Annotated in this window: 19 protein-coding genes and 1 tRNA gene; 10 read left to right on the top strand and 10 right to left on the bottom strand. The window is 41.7% G+C overall.

Going from position 1 to position 19,953, the window contains the following annotated elements; translation table 11 throughout:
• The first annotated feature begins 293 nt into the window (after positions 1-293).
• From UYC_RS0128555 to UYC_RS0128575, 5 genes are all read left to right on the top strand, one after another.
• Positions 294-1,277: an alpha-ketoacid dehydrogenase subunit beta gene (locus tag UYC_RS0128555; protein WP_016879114.1), complete on the top strand. Its 984-nt coding sequence runs from the start codon at positions 294-296 to the stop codon at positions 1,275-1,277.
• Between the two features lie 139 nt (positions 1,278-1,416).
• Positions 1,417-2,829 carry a protein translocase subunit SecD gene (secD, locus tag UYC_RS0128560; RefSeq protein ID WP_016879113.1) on the top strand — a complete coding sequence of 471 codons (1,413 nt, stop codon included), beginning with the start codon at positions 1,417-1,419 and terminating at the stop codon, positions 2,827-2,829.
• Positions 2,826-3,812 carry a protein translocase subunit SecF gene (gene secF, locus UYC_RS0128565; RefSeq protein WP_016879112.1) on the top strand — a complete coding sequence of 329 codons (987 nt, stop codon included), beginning with the start codon at positions 2,826-2,828 and terminating at the stop codon, positions 3,810-3,812. Before secD ends, secF begins: the two co-directional genes overlap by 4 nt.
• Positions 3,813-3,867: 55 nt before the next feature.
• Positions 3,868-4,269, top strand: coding sequence for a hypothetical protein (locus tag UYC_RS0128570; protein WP_016879111.1), 402 nt, complete (start codon positions 3,868-3,870; stop codon positions 4,267-4,269).
• A 102-nt stretch (positions 4,270-4,371) separates the two neighbouring features.
• Entirely contained in the window at positions 4,372-4,851 is a 480-nt protein-coding gene (locus tag UYC_RS0128575) for a GNAT family N-acetyltransferase (protein ID WP_016879110.1), read from the top strand.
• A 150-nt stretch (positions 4,852-5,001) separates the two neighbouring features.
• On the opposite strand, the gene UYC_RS0128580 is transcribed toward UYC_RS0128575, so the two are convergent.
• From UYC_RS0128580 to UYC_RS0128610, 6 genes are all read right to left on the bottom strand, one after another.
• On the bottom strand, positions 5,002-5,925 hold the full coding sequence (locus tag UYC_RS0128580) for a sensor histidine kinase (protein WP_016879109.1): 924 nt from the start codon (positions 5,923-5,925) through the stop codon (positions 5,002-5,004).
• A 194-nt stretch (positions 5,926-6,119) separates the two neighbouring features.
• Positions 6,120-6,707, bottom strand: a complete 588-nt coding sequence (locus UYC_RS0128585) for an L-threonylcarbamoyladenylate synthase (protein WP_016879108.1) — start codon at positions 6,705-6,707, stop codon at positions 6,120-6,122.
• A gap of 359 nt (positions 6,708-7,066) precedes the next feature.
• Positions 7,067-7,981: a peptide chain release factor N(5)-glutamine methyltransferase gene (gene prmC / locus UYC_RS0128590; RefSeq protein WP_016879107.1), complete on the bottom strand. Its 915-nt coding sequence runs from the start codon at positions 7,979-7,981 to the stop codon at positions 7,067-7,069.
• Positions 7,982-8,141: 160 nt separating this feature from the next.
• Complete coding sequence (locus UYC_RS0128595; protein WP_016879754.1) at positions 8,142-8,942, bottom strand: Tic22 family protein; 801 nt, start codon at positions 8,940-8,942, stop codon at positions 8,142-8,144.
• Between the two features lie 543 nt (positions 8,943-9,485).
• Positions 9,486-9,559 (bottom strand) — tRNA-Pro (locus UYC_RS0128605).
• 205 nt (positions 9,560-9,764) lie between these two features.
• Positions 9,765-10,316, bottom strand: coding sequence for a GNAT family N-acetyltransferase (locus UYC_RS0128610; protein ID WP_016879103.1), 552 nt, complete (start codon positions 10,314-10,316; stop codon positions 9,765-9,767).
• Positions 10,317-10,628: 312 nt separating this feature from the next.
• Between UYC_RS0128610 and UYC_RS0128615 the strand changes: the two genes are divergently transcribed.
• Together UYC_RS0128615 and UYC_RS0128620 are read left to right on the top strand one after the other, a co-directional pair.
• Positions 10,629-11,348 (top strand): hypothetical protein, encoded by a 720-nt coding sequence (locus tag UYC_RS0128615; RefSeq protein ID WP_016879102.1) that lies wholly within the window; start codon positions 10,629-10,631, stop codon positions 11,346-11,348.
• Positions 11,349-11,429: 81 nt separating this feature from the next.
• Positions 11,430-12,509 carry an alpha/beta fold hydrolase gene (locus tag UYC_RS0128620; RefSeq protein WP_016879101.1) on the top strand — a complete coding sequence of 360 codons (1,080 nt, stop codon included), beginning with the start codon at positions 11,430-11,432 and terminating at the stop codon, positions 12,507-12,509.
• Positions 12,510-12,540: 31 nt separating this feature from the next.
• Here UYC_RS0128620 and tsaD read toward each other — a convergent pair whose 3' ends face one another.
• Complete coding sequence (gene tsaD, locus UYC_RS0128625) at positions 12,541-13,581, bottom strand: tRNA (adenosine(37)-N6)-threonylcarbamoyltransferase complex transferase subunit TsaD (protein ID WP_016879100.1); 1,041 nt, start codon at positions 13,579-13,581, stop codon at positions 12,541-12,543.
• Between the two features lie 495 nt (positions 13,582-14,076).
• Between tsaD and UYC_RS0128635 the strand changes: the two genes are divergently transcribed.
• The 3 genes from UYC_RS0128635 (at position 14,077) to UYC_RS0128640 (ending at position 15,694) form a co-directional block, all read left to right on the top strand.
• Positions 14,077-14,574: a photosystem I reaction center subunit III gene (locus UYC_RS0128635; RefSeq protein WP_016879099.1), complete on the top strand. Its 498-nt coding sequence runs from the start codon at positions 14,077-14,079 to the stop codon at positions 14,572-14,574.
• Positions 14,575-14,612: 38 nt separating this feature from the next.
• Positions 14,613-14,750 (top strand): photosystem I reaction center subunit IX, encoded by a 138-nt coding sequence (psaJ, locus tag UYC_RS35805; protein ID WP_016879756.1) that lies wholly within the window; start codon positions 14,613-14,615, stop codon positions 14,748-14,750.
• Positions 14,751-15,175: 425 nt separating this feature from the next.
• The gene (locus UYC_RS0128640; protein ID WP_016879098.1) at positions 15,176-15,694 is read left to right on the top strand and encodes a photosystem I reaction center protein subunit XI; all 519 of its coding nucleotides are present in this window, start codon (positions 15,176-15,178) and stop codon (positions 15,692-15,694) included.
• Positions 15,695-15,953: 259 nt separating this feature from the next.
• Here the strand turns inward: UYC_RS0128640 and gmk are convergent, their stop codons facing one another.
• The 3 genes from gmk to UYC_RS0128655 form a co-directional block, all read right to left on the bottom strand.
• Positions 15,954-16,553: a guanylate kinase gene (gene gmk, locus UYC_RS0128645; protein WP_016879097.1), complete on the bottom strand. Its 600-nt coding sequence runs from the start codon at positions 16,551-16,553 to the stop codon at positions 15,954-15,956.
• 171 nt (positions 16,554-16,724) lie between these two features.
• The gene (remA, locus tag UYC_RS0128650; RefSeq protein WP_016879096.1) at positions 16,725-16,991 is read right to left on the bottom strand and encodes an extracellular matrix/biofilm regulator RemA; all 267 of its coding nucleotides are present in this window, start codon (positions 16,989-16,991) and stop codon (positions 16,725-16,727) included.
• A 544-nt stretch (positions 16,992-17,535) separates the two neighbouring features.
• Positions 17,536-19,884, bottom strand: a complete 2,349-nt coding sequence (locus UYC_RS0128655) for a transglutaminase TgpA family protein (RefSeq protein WP_016879095.1) — start codon at positions 19,882-19,884, stop codon at positions 17,536-17,538.
• Positions 19,885-19,953 lie beyond the last annotated feature (69 nt).

The following is a 19,953-nucleotide window of genomic DNA, read 5'->3' on the forward strand; positions in this document are numbered from 1 at the left end:
TCATACTGCTAATAGAAAACTTCCTGACAAAAAGGAATCGATCCCACTTTGTTATCAAGCACAGAAAAAATAATGCTTCTTTTCACGTGGTTGGTTTAAAGGCAGTGGTTTTTCGTAGGTTAAATATGATATGCAACAATTCGTCTGTTAGTGTCAATTTACAGGCAAACTTATAGATAGTAGAGCAGTTAAGACAGCTGTTCTTCATTTGACGAGCAACTCGTGCGATTGCTCACCGTATTCATAGCAGAAGCGCGATAAGATTCTAAAACAATCATCGCATTAGAGGTCTAATGGCAGAAACATTATTATTCAACGCCCTACAGCAAGCCATTGATGAAGAAATGGCGCGTGACTCAACAGTATTCGTACTTGGTGAAGACGTAGGACACTACGGTGGTTCCTACAAAGTAACCAAAGACTTATATAAAAAATACGGCGAACTACGAGTTTTAGATACTCCTATTGCCGAAAATAGCTTTACTGGTTTAGCGGTGGGAGCAGCAATGACTGGGTTGCGGCCGATCATCGAAGGCATGAATATGGGCTTTTTGCTTCTTGCCTTTAACCAAATAGCTAACAATGCCGGGATGTTGCGCTATACTTCTGGTGGTAATTATAAGATACCAATGGTAATTCGCGGGCCCGGTGGTGTAGGGCGGCAATTAGGAGCAGAACACTCCCAACGCCTAGAAGCTTACTTCCAAGCGGTGCCTGGTTTGAAGATTGTTGCTTGCTCAACACCTTATAACGCCAAAGGACTACTCAAAGCAGCGATTCGCGATGATAACCCAGTGTTGTTCTTTGAACACGTCCTGCTTTACAACTTAAAAGAAAATCTACCAGAAGAAGAATATTTACTACCCCTGGATAAAGCAGAAATCGTGCGTCGCGGTCAAGATGTGACAATTCTTACCTACTCTAGGATGCGTCATCATGTTATGCAAGCCGTAAAAACTTTGGAAAAACAAGGTTACGATCCGGAAGTAATTGATTTAATATCTCTCAAACCTCTGGATCTGGATACCATTGGGGCATCTGTGAGAAAAACCCATCGGGTGATCGTTGTGGAAGAATGTATGAGAACAGGAGGCGTTGCAGCAGAAATCATTGCCTCGATTAATGATCGCTTTTTTGATGAATTGGACGCGCCAGTACTACGGCTTTCTTCTCAGGATATTCCCACACCTTACAATGGTACTTTGGAAAGACTGACAATTGTCCAACCAGAGCAAATTGTCGAAGCTGTAGAAAAAATGGTCGCTTTGCGAGTTTAGTAACATGGTTAATGGTTAATTGCCAATTGTTAATTACGATTAACCATTAACAACTAACAACCAACAGCAAAAAACTTAACTCTTCACTCATAACTCATTAAAGAGCGTTATTATAGCGTTTGTCGCAGTGAGTGATGGTATGCAAAGACAGCGATCGCTATTAGCTTTAATTTTAGTTTTGGTAATTGCCGCTATTGGGGTAATTGCCACTATTCCCGTACCGCTAGGATTAGACTTACGGGGAGGCTCGCAGCTGACTATTGAGGTGAAAACGACACCAGAAATTCCCCGCATCGGCGAACGAGAATTGGAAGCTGTGAAAAAAGTAGTAGAAGGCCGTATTAACAGTCTAGGTGTCTCCGAACCAGTAATTCAAACAGTTGGAGAAGACAAGATCCTAGTGCAGCTACCAGGAGTTAACGATCCACAGCAAGCAGAAAGAATTTTGGGGGGTACGGCGCAGTTGGAGTTTCGCCAACAAAAGCCAGGTACAGAAGCCCAATTATTTGCTTTAAATGCATCGCGAGCGGAACTGAGATTAAAGCAAAAAGAGTTAATCGGCTCCAATGACGCCGCAGCAATTCAAAAAAATCAAGAAGCACTGAAAAATAATATTGAAGCGATCGCCGAGTTATTTGAAAGTACCAACCCTCTCCTCACTGGTAAATTTCTCCAAGATGCTTACGGCGAACCTACCCAGGGCAATAATTGGAATGTTGCGATTCGCTTCAATCAACAAGGTGGTGAACTGTTTGCCCAATTAACTAAAAATCTGGCGGGCACTGGTCGCAGCATTGGCATTTTCCTTGATAATGAACTAATCAGTTATCCTGTTGTTGGCCCGGAATTCGCCAATACAGGAATTACTGGTGGTGCAGCTGTGATTACTGGCAACTTTACACCACAAGAAGCAAACGAATTAGGTATCAAGCTCAAGGGAGGCTCTTTACCTGTACCAGTTGAGATTGGTGAAATTCGTACAGTTGGGGCAACCTTGGGTCAAGATAGCATTATCAGCAGCATCTGGGCAGGAGTTGGCGGTCTAGCTTTAGTATTAATATTTATGGTTGTGTATTACAGACTGCCGGGACTGATTGCGGATCTGGCGTTAGTAATCTACGCTCTCCTTTGTTGGGCTTGTTTTATTTTGTTGGGTGTCACCTTAACATTACCAGGGATTGCAGGTTTTATTCTGAGCATTGGTATGGCAGTCGATGCTAATGTACTCATTTTTGAGCGGACAAGAGAAGAATTGCGAGCAGGTAAAAGTCTTTATCGTTCTGTAGAGTCCGGTTTTTACCGTGCTTTTTCCAGTATTTTAGATAGCAACGTTACGACTTGGATTGCTTGTGCGGCTTTGTTCTTTTTAGGGTCTGGTTTGGTGAAAGGCTTTGCTGTAACCTTAGCTTTAGGTGTGGCAGTAAGTATGTTTACAGCAATTACCTGTAGTCGGACATTGATGTTTTTAGCAATTTCATTACCATCCTTACGCAAGCCTGAGTTATATTGTCCTAATCTGCCAGCCTCTAATAAGGCAGAGGTGGCTCGATGAAACTAAGTATCAATAAATCGCGATCGCTGTGGTGGGCTGTTTCTGCCGCCATTATTCTCGCAGGAATCATCTCAATGGTGATTTCTTGGCAAAATCCCGATATTCGCGCTCCCCTACGTCCTAGTCTGGATTTTGTAGGTGGTACGCGCTTGCAATTTGAACGAGATTGCAACAAACCAGGTAACTGCGATCAACCCATTGACATTAATGTTGTTCGAGAAGTAGCAAAAGAACAAGGTTTGGGTGAGAGTAGTATCCAAATTATTGCAGACAAAGAAACTGGTAAAGACAATGGTGTCTTAATTCGTACCAAGACATTAGATGTAGAACAGCGTACTAAGCTGCAAAACGCCTTGAGCGAAAAAATAGGCTTCTTTGACCCACAAAAAAGCCAAATTGATACTGTTGGCCCAACTGTAGGGCAGGAACTTTTTAGAAGTGGTGTCATTGCTTTGATTGTTTCCTTCATTGGCATCATTATCTACTTAACTTTCCGTTTCCAACTTGACTACGCCGTCTTCGCTATCATTGCCTTGCTCCATGATGTGTTGGTTACGGCAGGAGTATTCTCAATTTTGGGTTTAGTGCTAGGTATAGAAGTAGACAGCCTATTCGTCGTTGCCTTACTTACAATTACAGGTTTCTCAGTGAATGATACTGTGGTGATTTACGATCGCATCCGGGAAACGCTAAAATTAACTCCCAATCGCCCGATTGCCGATATTGTAGATGATGCCGTCAATCAAACCTTAACAAGGTCAATCAACACGACATTTACAACTTTGCTGACGTTGTTTGCTATCTTTCTATTTGGTGGAGAAACCCTGAAAAATTTCGCTTTAGCATTGATTGTTGGCTTTGTAGCAGGAGCATATTCTAGTATTTTCGTCGCCAGCACTCTCCTGACTTGGTGGCGAGAACACAAAGGTGAATCCGTCGAAGTTACAACAGCCGAGTCTATAGATGCGTCTGCCGATCAATAGCTAATAGTTAGTTGTTTTAAAGTACGACTAACCACTGATCGCTACTTGAGTGCATATGGAGCAACCGGAAAACATCTCCAACCCAGAAAACTCTAATTTATCTTTCACCGAACAAGTGCAAAGGCTGCACAGGCTTACTGTCTACGGCAGGTGGTTGTTTGTCGGCTTTCTTTGGCTGACTATTGCCCCTGTGTCATTATGGCACTTGCGGGAAGAAATAGCGTTGTGGCGTCAATACTTTACCTGGGTAGCACTCAGATACGGGCTTGCCTACCATCCCATTGCTACCATTGGTCTAGCTTTTTGTATTGGTATGACTGTTGCTATTTTAATTTGGCAAAGCCGGAATATTTTATTGGGGTTACCACAACAAGAAAAGCAACGCCTTGAACAACAAGTATATCGAATACGCCAGCAAGGGCCGAGTCATCCTCTGTGGAAGTGGATTTGTCATTAAATCTTGAATAATTTTCTGGAAAACTAGTTGCTATGTAAGCGTAAAGGCTGTATCTTGCAAAGCGGAAGTCATCTAAGATACTGCATAAATGTGGTGCGATTTATGAATTCTGCTCAGATTCAATTTAGCGATCGCAAATCAAAAATAGATTTGTATCAACTCCAAGAACTGTTGAACATTGCAGCTTTTTGGGCACAAGGGCGCAGTATCGAAGATTTGCGCACAGCCATTGCCAATAGCGATCCCGTCATAACTCTATGGGATAGAGAAAAACTAATTGGCTTTGCTAGAGCAACTTCTGATGGTATTTATCGTGCCACAATTTGGGATGTTGTCATTCATCCTGATTACCGTGGTAATAAGCTTGGAAGTAAGCTTGTAGAAACTGTTTTAAGCCATCCTCGCATCAGCCGGGTAGAACGTGTCTATTTAATGACTACTCATCAACAGCAGTTTTATGAAAAAATAGGCTTTCAACAAAATACTACAACTACGATGGTGTTGCAAAATCAATCTCACCTCGGTTCCCTTACACCTGGAGAAATACAGCTGCAAGAAACATCAAATTATTATTCTGCTTAGTTAGGACTTACGCACGAGTTCTGGAATAATAACGGAGAAAAGAGGATTTGAGAGGGATTTTGCGTAAGTCCTAGTAATTTTTATTTACGCAAGGAGATAAAAGCGTAAGGGAAGAGAGTATTTTTTTGAAAGCTAATCAGGAAGAGAAAATTAGTGATTATGCGCCTCTGTGCCCTTAGTAACTAGGGGAATAGAAATTTGCAGCCTAATCACATCTTCGGTTTGTGCTTGAGCATCAAGACAGGGAACGATTTCCAACTTGCTCCCCATTACTTCTAATAAGACTTGAGCAAGTAAGAGATTCGTTCCTGCTAAAAATCTCGGATTTTCTTCACCCAGTTCACACACTAGATGTTCTGATTTAATTAAATCTATTGACTCACTTTGAGAGACAGCTTCAGAAGGCACATCTAACCAAATGTGAACCAACTTACTTGTAGATACAACTTGGGAAGAGATATAAATACTGCCTTCCTCCATTTGAGCAATGACAGCTTCGATTAAATATAGTAATACTTGTCTGCACCAGCGAAAATCTATAAAAATTTGAATTTCTGGATCGGGTAGCAATACCTTGAAGGGAAAATTGCGATTTTCCGCGAGCATATAAGTTAACTCATAAACCTCCTGTAGGAGATCGGCTAGCGATCGCGATTGCAGATCTAATTTACTGGTGCCATGTTCTAACCTGGCAACATTCAAAATTTCATCGATTAATTTTAATAGCTTTAGTGCCCGTTCCTGAGCTTGGTTGATAAATTCTCGTTCTTCTTCTGGGTTTTCACACAAATTCGATAAGATTAACTGATGCAAACCAATTAAACCATTAATAGGCGATCGCAAGACGTGCGTAGTTCGCGCTAAAAATCCTGCTTTAAACTGACTCATTTCTCGTGCCATGTGATAAGCCAGTTGGGTTTGCTTGAGTTCTTCCTGGAGTTCTGCTATTCTCTGCTGTTTGACTGGCGTTACTACAAATGAACTAGATGGCTTTTTTGTCCGCAGCAGTAACCCATTCACACCCAATCCTAATAATAATCCTGCTCCTAAATAGACCCAATTACTCCAGTCCATAATTTATTTAGCAAAAATATTAACTTTTTAATTGACCACTAAGGCGTAGAGTAAAGTTCCGGAGTAGCCCTATAGAACAGGTGTCTTGTTGATTTAACAAACCAGACAATCATATGAGAAATCACACTTTAAGGGAATGAAAACTGTCTTTCCTCTAGCTCCTAGCCTCAGCGCCCCTATTTTCAGGTGAGATTTCAAACTAACTTAATTCCACCTTGCCGTAAAATTTGCCAATTTTCTCCAGTCCATTTGGCAACGGTAGAAGGTACTCCAATTCCCGGTATTTCATTGTCGCATTCGACTGCAGACAATGTCAGGGCTTGAGGAAACTGAGCTTCGATTTCTGCCATTGTTTGTAAAGCTGGTTGACCTGATAAATTAGCGCTAGTGGTGGCAAGTGGCCCTGTTTGTGCCAAAATTTTTTGAGCGATCGCACAATTAGGTACACGGATGCCAATTGTAGTTGGATCGATAGGATTCATCGCTTTTGGCACCAGGGCTGAGGCAGGTAAAACTAAAGTCAGCGCACCCGGCCAATATTTCTTGGCTATTTGTTGCCAAATTTGATACTCGCTATTACTACCACGGACAAAAGGCCAAAGTTCTTCTGCTCTAGCTGCCATTAAGATTAAAGGTTTATCTTGACTCCGCTGCTTGGCGGTAAAAATTAATGCTCCTTGCTCTGGGATAACTGCCAGTGCAGGAACGGTATCTGTAGGAAAGCTTACTAATTTACCTGCTCGTGCTTCAGCTACAAGTACATCTAGAGAAACTTGCGTCATTTGAAAATGATGAATAATAAAATCTGAATTATGAAACTTATTTATACTTTATAATTCAGATCTGATTATTTTAGAAATCGACCACAGATATACTGGGTACTGGTGATTGGGTACTGGGTATTGGCGATTCGGTACTAGGAAGAGGACAAGGAGACAAGGAGAAGAATTTTCCCCCTCTGCTCCCCTGCACCTGGTGCTTCTTTCCTAGTCCCTAGTTCCTAGTCCCTAGTCCCTACTCCCGTGTGCATCTGTATTTATCTGTGGTTGTTATCACCTAAAAATCGGATTTTGCAATCAATCTATTCTTTGGTGTGGCTCAAGGTGAGTTCGGCTAATTGACATTAGACGTAATTCATCATTCATAATTTCTTGGCAAGAGCGAAGCGTTCGATACCAGCTAAATCGGTGTGAATTTCAATATTGTCATAGCTACCTTGGGCTTGCAACATTTCTCGCACTGCATCTGCCTGCCCTGCCATCATCTCTATTAACCACACCCCACCTGGACATAAGTAGGCAGAAGAAGTTTCTATTAAATGACGAATACAAGCCAAGCCATCAGCGCCTCCATCTAATGCCAGTTGTGGCTCATGATTCATCACTTCTGGTTGCAACTCAGATACGATTTTGGTGGGAATATAAGGTGGGTTTGACACCATACCACTGAACTGTCCTTTGAATGATTCGAGTGGTTCCCACCACGAACCGCGATAAAAATGTATGCGATCGCCAAAACCGTAATTTTGAGCGTTTTGTTGAGCAATCAAAAGTGCTGCTTCAGAGCAGTCAACAGCGTGGATTGTTGCTTCCCTAAAGGCATCTGCAAGCCCAAGGGCGATCGCTCCACTGCCGGTTCCTAAATCTGCCCAATGTCCTTGTTCTAAGCGTAAATTTTTCTGGCTTTTGCCAACGGCGGCAACTGCTAAATCAATTAAACACTCAGTTTCTGGTCTGGGAATCAAAACCGCAGGAGACACTACAACTTTGAACTGTCGCCAAGGTGTAACTCTGGTAATGTATTGTACTGGTAGACGCTGATCTAGGCGTTTTTGCCACAGCGCTTCTAATTCTTCTAAAGATAGCTGCAGCTGAATTTGCGGCCAGTCTTTAAATAACTCTAAACGAAGTGCCAAACGGTCTAAACCAGCAACCTCTTGTAACAGCCAATCTACCTCAGCAGGTGGCACATCAGCAGCGATCGAGGCAGCGATCGCTTTTGTGCGCCACTGCCAAAGCTGCAAACCAGAAGTATCCTTTGGCTGTTTTTGTGTCATACGTTAACAGTTATCAGTTGTCAGTTATCAGTTATCAGTTATCAGTTCATCTCCCCTAACTAAAGTTTAGGGAATTTAAACCATGAAAATGAATTCGCTTTCTTCTATCCATAATTCTGATTTTGATAACTGTTTACTGTTTACTGATAACTGAGTTTAGTTATTTTTTCCTTTGAGCCGGTGGTGCTTGATTAGAAGCACTATTTTTGGGAAGTGATTGAATATACTGCCTAGCCTCTGGAGATGGGAAAAAGATTACCTGTTCCAGCCACTTATCGTTTTTCTCCTGCAAGGTTTTAATGATTCCATCTACATCCACTACCTGGATATCAGCTTTGGGGAACTTGGGCTTCACCTGCTTCAATAGATTATCTGCGTCTTGCTTGCTTGTAAACAGAGGAATGTATTCCTTCTTATCAGCACCCAATTCAATCGGGACATACCCCTTATCTGGTGCAAATCTGACAAGAAAAATAGGTACGCTTCTAAACTGTTTGATGTCTTGACCGCTTTGCCGCAATAATTCCATTGCTCCCTGAATCTCCCGATCTACGGGTTTGAAAGCAAAGAGTAGGCGATTTGGCTGATTTTTAGTTTTTTGCAATTGCTGATAAATTACTCCCAGCGGCACTGCGGTTACTTGTAGACTTTTAAGCATTTCTGCTTTCTTTGGGTCTTTTTCTTGAGCATTCCGCAGCTGGTTGACAAAAGCTTGAGCTTCCTGCTGGCTCATATACACACCTGTCACCGAACTACCCTTCTGGGTATTTTGTTCTTCTAGGGGACGACTGAGTGGCAAGCCTTGAGGATTAGTGATTAAAAATACTGGTACTTGATCCAGTATTTGCTTTATTTTTTGCTCTGATAATGCTAGTACTGGAGCACTTGCGCTCAAAAAAGTTGACAGCAGAGTACTCCCCACTAAACCTAATGTTGTACCCCAGCGTACCAATGAATTCATGACTTCTCCTAGCATCAATACTTCAATCAAGTCACACGAACAATAAAATTGGCACAGAACCAACTAGTTTCAGTTATGATATCCCGATCGCTAGCCGATCGTGCTTTAGTTTGTCAATTCACCTTGAGATTGACTCCAAGATACTGTAGATAGATGCTTGCTATATTTTGCTCCCAGGCTAAGAAAAATTTCCCGCTCTTGGAGACGACAAATGCCATTTTATTGCTTTTACTTAGCATCGTTGACTCTACAGCATAGTCAATAGTTCCACCCATCGCAATCAAGGCAAGTGTTAAATCTGACGTTAGATTATCAAAGCCACAGAAATTTAATTTGTATTTTTATTAATCTAGTTGGATTTTTTCAAAAAAGCTAAATTTCTTTAAGTAAAAATATTTATAATTTTAAGTATTATCAAATACTTATATTTTTATCTGCTCATAGATTAAAATATAGTCAAGTTTTATTTATTTTTTGCTTAAATAATGAAAAACTCTAGGGATAATTGTTAGCTCTAGAGTTTAAAAAAAATTTTTGTTTAAGTCGGGATGACAGGATTTGAACCTGCGGCATCCTGCTCCCAAAGCAGGCGCGCTACCAAGCTGCGCTACATCCCGGTTTCACTATTCTACTACAGATTTGGCATTTGCAGCCAAGTACCTCAAAAAGCGCACAGCACGTTTATGCACTCTTTAAAAGAGTATAAGTAAGTTGGTTGTCTGTCAACTACTATGTAAAGCCTGTGCTAAAAAAATCGCACTTCAAAATCTCTGCCAGCATAATTGAACATGATGACACCAGTGGCTGCAGTTTTGTAGGAAGTTATTGAGGATACCAGAACATTCCTTTAATGCCTTCTGGATCGGACATGAAACCCAAACTTCGGTAGAAGTCTACAACATGGGGATCGGCAAACAGAGTGACGTTGCTAATTTCTTCACCCCTAAGTTTTTTGAGTACGTATTTCATCAGCGCTTTACCCAGTCCTTTGCCTTGAAAGTCTGGATGAACTACCACATCCCAGATAGTGGCGTTAAATGCATGATCTGAAGTAGCACGAGCAAAACCAATGAGCCGTCTTTGATTTCCTCGCACTTGCCACATTGAGGCCACGAGAAAACTATGCTCAATAGCTTTTTTTACTTTTCTTAAAGGACGACGCGACCAACCGACTGCATCACAAAGTTCTTCAAGTTCGTATAAATCAATATCTCGTTCTGTGCTAAAAACAATGCGAGCCTCCTGTGGAGGAGTTCCGCTAACACTAGTGGCACCAGAGTTGCCCGCAGCTTCTACTGTATGCTCTTCAAAATGAGTTGTTTTTGTTGTCGTGAACGGTTCAGAAGTACTAAACCAAGTTTTCCAAAAACCCATGCCAGCGTGGTTCGGGTAGTATAACTGAATTGGTTTCTAATGAGAGAGTGTTAATTAACGTTTTACTGAACTACCCATTTTTGCTCCATAACACTTCTATCTTTTAGGTGCTGTTGGAACTTGCAATGGTATCCGTTTCAGAAAGCGCTGATTTCACACCAATCATTTTCAACTTTAGCATTTTGTAGTAAATGCTAGGAGAAATTAACCAAAGGGACAACAATCCAACACGAAATTGTACATTACAAAGTTGTACATAACACCTATGAACGCTTTAGATTTGATGACAGCGAGCAAGGCTTACACCCAACAATGGCTTCTGGTTTAAAATCTTCGACACTAGAACTCCTAAAGCGCTTTAACCGCGCTTTTCCTCAGTTTTACGAACAATTTGTCAGCAGTGAGATTCAACTGCAAAATTTGCGGTTAGCCTACCGCCTCTATAAAACCAGACGTGCCGTGATTGAGTTGAAACAAGAAGGTAGTAAAAGTGCCTTACATTTTGCTTACCGCAATCAGTCGTTTCTCCTCAGCGATATTTTTGGTGTGCTGGCGGCTTACGGGCTAACAATTCATAGTTTGAGTTTATACGGTCAGATCAGACCGCCAATGCTAGTATTTATCAAACTGCTGGTATCTCGTGGCAGCAAAGTTCTAAGCGATAAAACCTCAGAAAACGTCTGCCGTGCGATTCGAGAAGCATTGGCAGGGCGGTTTGAAGTAGAAGAGATGCTAGCGGTAGAATTCAATCTTGATACTGGTCTAGAGCAAGTACAAACTGAATTCTACGTCGATCCGGTTTTTCATCTTCCGGCTTTAGTCATTGAAGCTGACAACCAACCGGGACTATTCTACAAAGTGATGTATGCCATTTGGCAGGAAGACCTTTTGGTCGTAAATGCCAATTTGCTAGTTTGGCGCGGTCGTACACGCTTGATACTTTATTTGTTAGGGCCAAATGAAAGTCTGATTCCAGAATATCTAGGTCACAAAATTGCTGAAGGGGTACGGCAAAGGTTGTTAGGCAAATGAGTTAATAGTCACTGCTGTTTGGATTGATAACTACCACTGACTTTATTCAATCGCACCCGCCCTTAAAGGTACGATAGAAGCATGGCTACCATCGAAATCTTGGGCGTTCCCCACGCATACGAACTCACGGCTCCCACCTCCTGCCCTGATACTCTAGTATTTGTTCATGGTTGGCTCAACAGCCGTGGATACTGGCAACCCGTAATTTCTCGTCTATCGGCAACTTTTCAGTGTTTATCTTATGATTTAAGGGGTTTTGGCGAGTCTCAACCTAACGGAAAAACAAACTTTCTTCATGAAGAAACTTCTTTTTATTTGAGTTCTAATGAAGGCAGTGATTTTGTTAATCCCTTTGATTCTCTTTATACCCCGGCTGCTTATGCACGAGATTTAACAATTTTATTAGAACAGTTAAATATTACTAGTGCTTGGCTCGTTGGTCACTCCTTGGGGGGGACGATCGCCCTTTGGGAAGCTGCTCAAAATCCGGATCGCGTCCGGGGGGTGATCTGTATCAACGCAGGTGGTGGTATTTATCTCAAAGAAGCTTTTGAACAATTTCGCTCAGTCGGTCAAAGATTCTTGCAGCTCCGTCCTCGCTGGCTCAAGCAAGTACCTTTGATTGATTTGCTATTTTGCAGGGCAAGCGTGGCGCGTCCTTTGGAACGTCATTGGGCACGCCAACGGGTAATCGATTTTGTCGTAGCCAACCCAGAAGCAGCTTTAGGAACACTGCTAGACTTCACAACCGAGGAAGAAATCAACCGTTTACCTCAGCTTGTATCCCAACTTAAGCAGCCAGTTTACTTTCTAGCCGGTACAGAAGACAAAGTGATGGAGCCAAAGTATGTTCGTCACTTAGCTAGTTTTCATCAGTTATTTCAATACTGCGGTGACAATGTCATTGAAATTCCTAATTGCGGACATTTAGCAATGTTAGAGCAACCGGATGTGGTAGCTGCTCACATTTCCTCCATAGTTACCCCGCACACTCAAACAGAGGAGGAGAGTGGAAGAGGAGGGGACAAGGGGACAAGGGGAGGACACTTTCGTAAGGAGGTTCCCTCCGTTGTAGATGCGAAGCGGCTTCCGGAGGAGGAAAGTGTCCCTCGACAAACAGAGGAGGAGAAAGTATTTATACCTAAAATGAACACAGAATGAATTGATATTCTGACTACTGAGTTCTTAATTGTCAATGATACAACTGCATGACATCTGTCAGCCCCAGTCGGGATTGCACGCTGAGTGTTAGGGGGGATGTGTGTCCTCGATTGAGATGATCGGCTGCGGCACACCCAATCATCGCGGCGTTGTCAGTACAAAATTTTAAAGGGGGAAATAATACGCGCAAATTATGGGCTGCTGCTGCTGTTTGCAAGTGTTGTCTTAAACCACTGTTGGCTGCTACACCACCACCCACAGCAATAGTATCCAAACCGTGGTTGAGGGCACAGGCGATCGCTCGTTTGGTGAGCGATCGGGCTACCGTATCCTGAAAACTAGCTGCCACGTCTTTTACTGGTACAGGTTGCTGCTGTTTTTCCAACTGCTGTACTAACCGCAATACAGCTGTCTTTAAACCACTAAAACTTGCATCATAGGGATGATACCCACCACTTGGTAAGGAAACTTTCCCCTCCGGCAAGCTAAATGCCTGGGGATTTCCCTGTTGTGCTAAACGATCGATAATAGGCCCGCCTGGATACCCCAATTGCAACAGACGCGCTACTTTATCAAAGGCTTCACCAGCAGCGTCATCACGGGTTTCACCCAGAGTTTTGTAATCGCCACAATCATTAACGTAAATCAAGCTTGTGTGCCCACCGGAAACAAGCAAACTCAGAAAAGGAGGCTCTAGCGTCGGCTCGCTCAGATAAGTCGCGTAAATATGCCCTTCTAAGTGATGGACGCCTAAAAATGGCTTATTATGTAACATTGCCAGAGTTTTAGCCGCAGTTAAGCCAACCAGCAATGCCCCTACCAGCCCAGGCGCACAGGTGGCAGCGATGCCATCAATTTCCCCCCAATCGAGTTGGGCTTGTTCCATAGCTTGAGCGATCGCTTCATTAATTGTTTCTAAATGCTGCCTCGAAGCCACTTCCGGTACTACCCCGCCATACCGACTATGGACAGGAATCTGGGAGGCAATAATACTGCTTCTCAGTAGACGATTGTTAACAATTGCTACAGCAGTTTCATCACAACTGGTTTCGATTGCTAAAACGGTTGCCATTACACAGTTACGCCTAATAAAGACTAGTTTGAGAAACTTTAACTTTTATTTACTTCAACTTTACTCGGTTCACAGGCAAGAGTATGATTGCCTTAGACTCAAAACCCGTCAAAATAACAGGAAATACAGGCAAATTAGTCAGATTAACTCCTGTCAAAAGCCTAGTTGATCCTGTTTTAATTGTGGATTTCACTCCACAAACTCACAAAAAGACCAAATGGAAACTCTGCCTTTCTATTAGTCTTTAAAAGCAACAATGCTGCTTAAAAAGTGAGTTAGAAATGGATACAATTCTCTCTCACTGCAGTTTAAGAAGGGTTGTCATGGTTCAGCCATTGGGTATAAATCCCATAAACATAAAATAAAGGTAATTTCAAAGTTTACCTTGATTTTATGAAACTATAATGACTTAATAGTTCTGCAAATCAAAATTGTACAAGCCGCTTCGTTTTGTACAAATAATATATTTGTTTCGTCATAAAAGGAAACAATTCCATGCGACGCTTGTTTGCTTTGATTTTAGCGATTTTTCTTTGGTTCAACTTTGCTCCATCTGCTAAAGCACTAGGAGCAGATCTCGTTCCTTGTAGTGAATCTCCTGCCTTTCAACAGCGGGCACAGGTTGCTCGCAATACTACAGCCGACCCACAATCTGGTCAAAAGCGATTTGAGCGTTATTCTCAGGCTCTATGCGGGCCTGAAGGTTTACCTCACTTGATTGTTGATGGCCGTCTAGATCGTGCTGGTGACTTTTTGATCCCCAGTATCCTCTTTTTGTATATTGCTGGTTGGATTGGTTGGGTAGGTCGTGCCTATCTACAAACAATCAAGAAACAAGGAGGCGATGTCGAGCAAAAAGAAATCCAAATCGAAGTTCCCTTGGCATTGCCAATCATGTTATCTGGTTTTGCTTGGCCAGCAGCAGCAATCAAAGAGTTGCTTTCTGGCGAATTAACAGCTAAGGATGAAGAAATTCCTGTTTCGCCACGTTAATTCAGCTGTACTTATTCACTTAGTTTGGAGATGAATTCATGAATAACCAAAGCCCTTTCCTCAAGTTTTTGAGTACAGCACCAGTAATCACCACAATCTGGCTGTTCATCACAGCAGGAATTTTAATTGAATTTAACCGCTTTTTCCCCGATCTACTTTTCCACCCGTTACCATAAATTGTTGACGGTTTTTAATAGCTGAGATGAATGATGAGTGGTTAGTGGTTAGTGGTTAGTGGTTAGTGGTAAACAAACAACTACTGTACGGGCGGGTTTAGAAGATAAGTTATCGGTTTAAACAGAAAGTTAATCAACAAAACCCGCCCCTACTAACTACCAACTACTAACTACTAACCATATGGTTATATAACAGTAATAGTTCAAGTTATTGAGTTAGTTTAGTATAGATTACTCCACTATAGGCAGTAAAAACATTTTTAGCTTTGTAATGCTGGAAACAGCATAATCTTTTCACATCCTGAAAACTAACTATAAATAACTAAATTAATTTTTCTAAACTTAATGTTCAAATAACATCTCAAACTAAGATGATTATTAATATAAAATATTGCCACCATATTATTTAGAGGCGAAAATCAAATATGGCGCAAGCAGTTGATGCATCAAAAAATTCTCCTAGCGATCCTAGAAACCGGGAAGTTGTTTTTCCTGCATACCGCGATCCACAAGTTGGCAACCTAGAAACACCAATTAACTCTTCTGCCTTGGTGAAGTGGTTTATTGGTAACTTACCTGCCTATCGCCCTGGTATCACTACCTTTAGACGGGGTCTAGAAATAGGCATGGCTCATGGTTACTGGATTTTTGGGCCTTTTGCAAAATTAGGCCCCCTGCGGAACACAGTTAATGCTAACTTAGCTGGCTTACTTGCAACTTTGGGCTTAATTGTGATTTTGACTGGTGCATTATCTCTTTATGCTAATAGCAATCCTCCCAAGCCAGTTAATAGTGTAACTATACCGAACCCTCCCGAAGCTTTCCAATCTAACGAAGGCTGGAATGGTTTTGCCAGTGCTTTCTTAATTGGTGGTATTGGTGGTGCTGTGACAGCCTACTTTTTAACTACCAATTTGGCACTTATTCAAGGTCTGTTTGGTTAATTTAATGATTTGTGATTTGTGATTTGTTAGTGGATAGTGGATAGTGGTTAGTGGTAAATAACCAACTACTGTACGGGCGGGTTTTGTTGATTAACTTTCTGTTCAAACCGATAACTTATCTTCTAAACCCACCTCTACTAACTACTACCTACTAACTACTAACAAAAACCAAAGGACACAGAGATCAGGCATTGCTTTTTCTTTGTGTCCTTTTTGATTTTTTAATAACAAGAATCAGGTGATTCTTTAGAAGTAAACACTAACCAAACAAAACTGCTTCTATAGAATTGAGAGCGGTTTCAAAATCGTCATTAACGATTTGAATATCAAATTCATTGGCAGCATTAATTTCTTCTTGAGCACGTTGTAAACGACGGGCGATCGCTTCTTGTGAATCCTGTCCCCGACTGCGTATCCGTTTCTCCAATTCATTGAAGGACGGCGGCAGAATAAATATACTAAGAGCGCTAGGAAAGGAACGGCGAATTTGTCGCGCACCCTCTAGCTCAATTTCCAAAACAACCAATTTGCCAGAACAAATTTGGTCGATAACTGGTTCGCTGGGAGTACCGTAATAGTTACCAGCAAATTCTGCCCATTCCAAAAATTTACCAGCCGCTACTAATTGTTCAAATTTGCTGCGGCTAATAAAGTAATAATCCTTGCCGTCTACTTCTCCCGGTCGGGGAGAACGGGTGGTAGCGGATACAGAATAATACAGTTCTGGATGACGCTGCAGAAGCGATCGCAATAAAGTTCCTTTGCCGACACCACTTGGCCCTGTCAAGACAATTAACTTGCCAGGAGAAGGGCATTCTTTGGTATTAGCACCACTCTTAGAGGATAAAACTTGCATCATCCGCTTAACCTGTGAATTAATCAATAAAACTATTCATTGGTCATTAGCCTATTGGAGTTGGCAAGAGACTGTTGACTAATGGTTTTTGTAGCATGAGTGACAAAAACTTGTCTAATTCACATGTTACTGCTGATACCGTACCAATAGAGGTAAGTTTTTAACCCACCTTATTTAATTATCTACCACGTGATGATCGCGGGAAATTACAAAGCGATTCGCTACTGTTTCCGGCTGAATCGCCGAAAGAATCACATGGCTGGAATCAGTAATAATTACAGCCCTGGTACGGCGACCGTAAGTTGCGTCAATAAGTTGGCCTCGATCTCGTGCATCCGTAATAATCCGCTTAATCGGGGCAGACTCTGGACTGACAATGGCAACTACTCGGTTAGCAGAAACAATGTTGCCGAAACCGATGTTGATTAACTGAATGTCCATAAAAAACTGACACCAAATGCGGTGTGAGAAGCTTATAAATAACTAATTTCCATGTTATCCTCAAAAAATTGCACTTACAACGTCTAATTTCACCTTAGCTTTTGTTTTTAAATAAGAAATGCTTTTTTTAGCTGTTTCTCACATAAGTCAACTAAAAATCTTACTCAAGATACAGGTAAATTAAGACCATTCCAGCTAACCAAAAAACTTTCCTGATTCAATCCTTTAACTGAAACTTTTCAATTAATTTCCTAATAAGTTCAATACAAATAAATTAATAATAGACATTTGGAACATCTATAATCACTTCACAAAAATGCTTAGGCTGTGGTCATATTAAAAGAGAAAATAATGTCTTGAACTTGAAGAAGAACTCAGAATACAGCACTCAGAATACAATTAGTGGAGAATTCACAAGCACCACTAATTGTCAACCGTTGAAATCATAGATTGAGCGTGGGGTACTAAATCCATTACTCCAAAGAAGCGTTCACAGTCATGCTAAGTTCTGACAATATGAGTTCTGAGTTCTTTGTTGATAAATTTAATCTCGATTAGACTTAAGCCTGATTTGCTTTTCGGTGCGAGAGCTGATTTGTTGCCATTGTTGGCGCAGCCTATGTAAATCAGGGGTGTAACCACCATAACGCCAGCTAACGTAGGCTTGGCATATTTCATCTATTACCTCAGCCGTTGCAACCGAATGATGTTGATATGAAACTTTGGCATACTCTAAGGGTGTTTGTGCAGGATGCTTGCTCAAACCTTTTTTATCTGCCCATAACAGCATTTGTTGATAAAGGCTTTCCATTGGCGGTAATTTCCTCAAGCTAAGGTGGCGGAACCATTCTCGCCATTGACTCCAAGCTAGCCAACCTAAAAAAGATATGATTGTCGCCAAGATTAAACCAGTGAAAATTCCTAGCCAACCTTTGAAGAACAGCGATACAAACCAAGAACAAACTTTGCTTATCCAAGTGAAAAGTGTCCCAAATACATTGTTAAGTAATCCTGTCACGGGAGAAGGTAACCACCCAGCAACCCAATTCCAAAATTGGCGCAAGACACTAAAAGTCTGAATTTCTTCTATAGACGGAGGAATCAAAGGATGATTGGGAATAGGATCGAAAGCAAACCAACCGTATTTAGGAAAATACACTTCTGTCATTGCATAGGCATCGGTGTTGCGAACGACGTACATTCCGGTAAACGGGTTAAACTCTCCAGATGCAAACCCGGCTACCAACCTGGCGGGAATACCAATAGAACGTAGCATCACCGTCAGCACTGTAGAAAAATGATCTGGATAACCACCTTTGTGCTTAAATAAAAAAGCTTCTACTAAGTCTTCGTTTTCTGCCAAATAAGCTAAGTCTAAGGGATTGTCTGGTATTTGATAGTTTTGCTTCAAGTACTGAGCCAAATAAAGAACTTTTTCATAGGTAGAATCAAGTGATTTATTTGACTGACTTACCTTTTGTTGATTGTAGTTGGCTAATATTTCTTCTGTACGTTTGCGTACTTTGTCGGCGATTTCGGAGGGTATTTGTAAATAGTAATCTTTAAAACTTTGTGGGTATTTAGTCGAAGCTTTTCCTAACAAAGTCCGATCGCGGTACGGCACTTGTGAAATCACAGTGTAAGTCATGCCTTCTGATAATCCTACGGGCGCTCGCAACCCGTCTTCTGGATCTACTGCAATCATCGGTGTTGGAAAGTAAATTTCCTTGGGAGATGCCATTGCTGGAATCAAGTTAGGCAAATCTGACACCACCGTATAAGTTTGCACTATTTCTTTTGTTTTACCAGCACCGATTAATAGGTTGAGAAAAATTTGATAAGTCCAAGGCGATCGCTTGATGCGTCTGACTTGCTCGTTGCGCGAAATTTCCCATCCCTTGCCTGTGTAACGATCGAATGCCAGTACTCGCCAAAAACCTTCTGTTTGCGATCGCACCCGCATGACTACCTTGGGTTTCATCTCACCCCGCAGGTTTTGATTCATCTGGCTATTAAAACCGTAATAAAAACTATCATCTACTTGTCCCGGTTTGCCACCGCCATTGCCCTGTTCTGTTCCACTACCACCAGAGCCTTGATTCTGTTTACCTTGGCGCACATAACCAGGATTGATAATGCTACGTCCTGTAAAATTACCTTTGACGTTAATAGAAGAACTGACTGGAAACATCCGCAACTGATAACCAGGAAAGCGGGGTAAAACGGCAAATATTGCTAAACCTAGTCCAACAACAATCAAAAAATTCAAAATTAAAAATCTCAAATTAAAAGAGGAATTCCCAAATATGGAGGAATTCCTCTGTGGGAACTGTTCGCGCTCAATCTTGAAATTCTCTATACCGAGCCGGGAACGATAATCTAGCACTAAAGTAGGTAGGGCGATCGCTAAAAATATTAGCAGTATAGGAGCAAACGCTAATGTTTGACTGAGCGTAGCTGCCACCCCTAGTAAAATTAACCCAATTACAATTGAATAACCCAAGTCTTTGCGACGGGGCATATCAAAGCAGTGCAGCACTTGCAATTGAATTAATAGTTCTGCCAAAGCCACTCGCGTATCATTTGATTCTCCCACCAATCGCCCCAAAAAAGCACCTAGTGCCAGTAACATACCAATGGCAATGCAGAATTTAACTGAAATATTGCGATCGCGGCGACGGTAATAGCTCCAAATTCCACCGACTAAACTCAAGGGTAATGCCCACAAACTAAATTTAGTCTCGGCGGCAATATCCGTCGCCACAACACCCACAATTACTAACGCTAGCACCAGCACCCTGAAGGTGATGGAATCTTCAACTTCTGCTAAAGACGACTGCAGCATTGTTTGCCGCCATTTATTACCCAAAGGTAGACGCCAAAGCGAACTCATCCTGGAAAAGTTAAACATTGTGATTAAAAAGCAACTGATGGTGATATTGAGCACAACTAAGGTGTCAAC

Origin of the sequence: Chlorogloeopsis fritschii PCC 6912, from assembly GCF_000317285.1 — a bacterium.
In the GTDB taxonomy this organism is placed as follows: Bacteria; Cyanobacteriota; Cyanobacteriia; order Cyanobacteriales; family Nostocaceae; genus Chlorogloeopsis; species Chlorogloeopsis fritschii.

Excerpts from the sequence above, each read along its gene's own strand:
- UYC_RS0128620 (WP_016879101.1), top strand. The coding sequence starts at position 11,430 with ATGGCTACCATCGAAATCTTGGGCGTTCCCCACGCATACGAACTCACG.
- secD (WP_016879113.1), top strand. The coding sequence starts at position 1,417 with ATGCAAAGACAGCGATCGCTATTAGCTTTAATTTTAGTTTTGGTAATT.
- UYC_RS0128585 (WP_016879108.1), bottom strand. The coding sequence starts at position 6,707 with ATGACGCAAGTTTCTCTAGATGTACTTGTAGCTGAAGCACGAGCAGGT.
- secF (WP_016879112.1), top strand. The coding sequence starts at position 2,826 with ATGAAACTAAGTATCAATAAATCGCGATCGCTGTGGTGGGCTGTTTCT.
- UYC_RS0128610 (WP_016879103.1), bottom strand. The coding sequence starts at position 10,316 with ATGGGTTTTTGGAAAACTTGGTTTAGTACTTCTGAACCGTTCACGACA.
- UYC_RS0128615 (WP_016879102.1), top strand. The coding sequence starts at position 10,629 with ATGGCTTCTGGTTTAAAATCTTCGACACTAGAACTCCTAAAGCGCTTT.
- UYC_RS0128640 (WP_016879098.1), top strand. The coding sequence starts at position 15,176 with ATGGCGCAAGCAGTTGATGCATCAAAAAATTCTCCTAGCGATCCTAGA.
- UYC_RS0128635 (WP_016879099.1), top strand. The coding sequence starts at position 14,077 with ATGCGACGCTTGTTTGCTTTGATTTTAGCGATTTTTCTTTGGTTCAAC.
- UYC_RS0128575 (WP_016879110.1), top strand. The coding sequence starts at position 4,372 with ATGAATTCTGCTCAGATTCAATTTAGCGATCGCAAATCAAAAATAGAT.
- remA (WP_016879096.1), bottom strand. The coding sequence starts at position 16,991 with ATGGACATTCAGTTAATCAACATCGGTTTCGGCAACATTGTTTCTGCT.
- UYC_RS0128580 (WP_016879109.1), bottom strand. The coding sequence starts at position 5,925 with ATGGACTGGAGTAATTGGGTCTATTTAGGAGCAGGATTATTATTAGGA.
- UYC_RS0128570 (WP_016879111.1), top strand. The coding sequence starts at position 3,868 with ATGGAGCAACCGGAAAACATCTCCAACCCAGAAAACTCTAATTTATCT.
- tsaD (WP_016879100.1), bottom strand. The coding sequence starts at position 13,581 with ATGGCAACCGTTTTAGCAATCGAAACCAGTTGTGATGAAACTGCTGTA.
- UYC_RS0128555 (WP_016879114.1), top strand. The coding sequence starts at position 294 with ATGGCAGAAACATTATTATTCAACGCCCTACAGCAAGCCATTGATGAA.
- UYC_RS0128655 (WP_016879095.1), bottom strand. The coding sequence starts at position 19,884 with ATGAGTTCGCTTTGGCGTCTACCTTTGGGTAATAAATGGCGGCAAACA.
- psaJ (WP_016879756.1), top strand. The coding sequence starts at position 14,613 with ATGAATAACCAAAGCCCTTTCCTCAAGTTTTTGAGTACAGCACCAGTA.
- UYC_RS0128595 (WP_016879754.1), bottom strand. The coding sequence starts at position 8,942 with ATGAATTCATTGGTACGCTGGGGTACAACATTAGGTTTAGTGGGGAGT.
- gmk (WP_016879097.1), bottom strand. The coding sequence starts at position 16,553 with ATGATGCAAGTTTTATCCTCTAAGAGTGGTGCTAATACCAAAGAATGC.
- prmC (WP_016879107.1), bottom strand. The coding sequence starts at position 7,981 with ATGACACAAAAACAGCCAAAGGATACTTCTGGTTTGCAGCTTTGGCAG.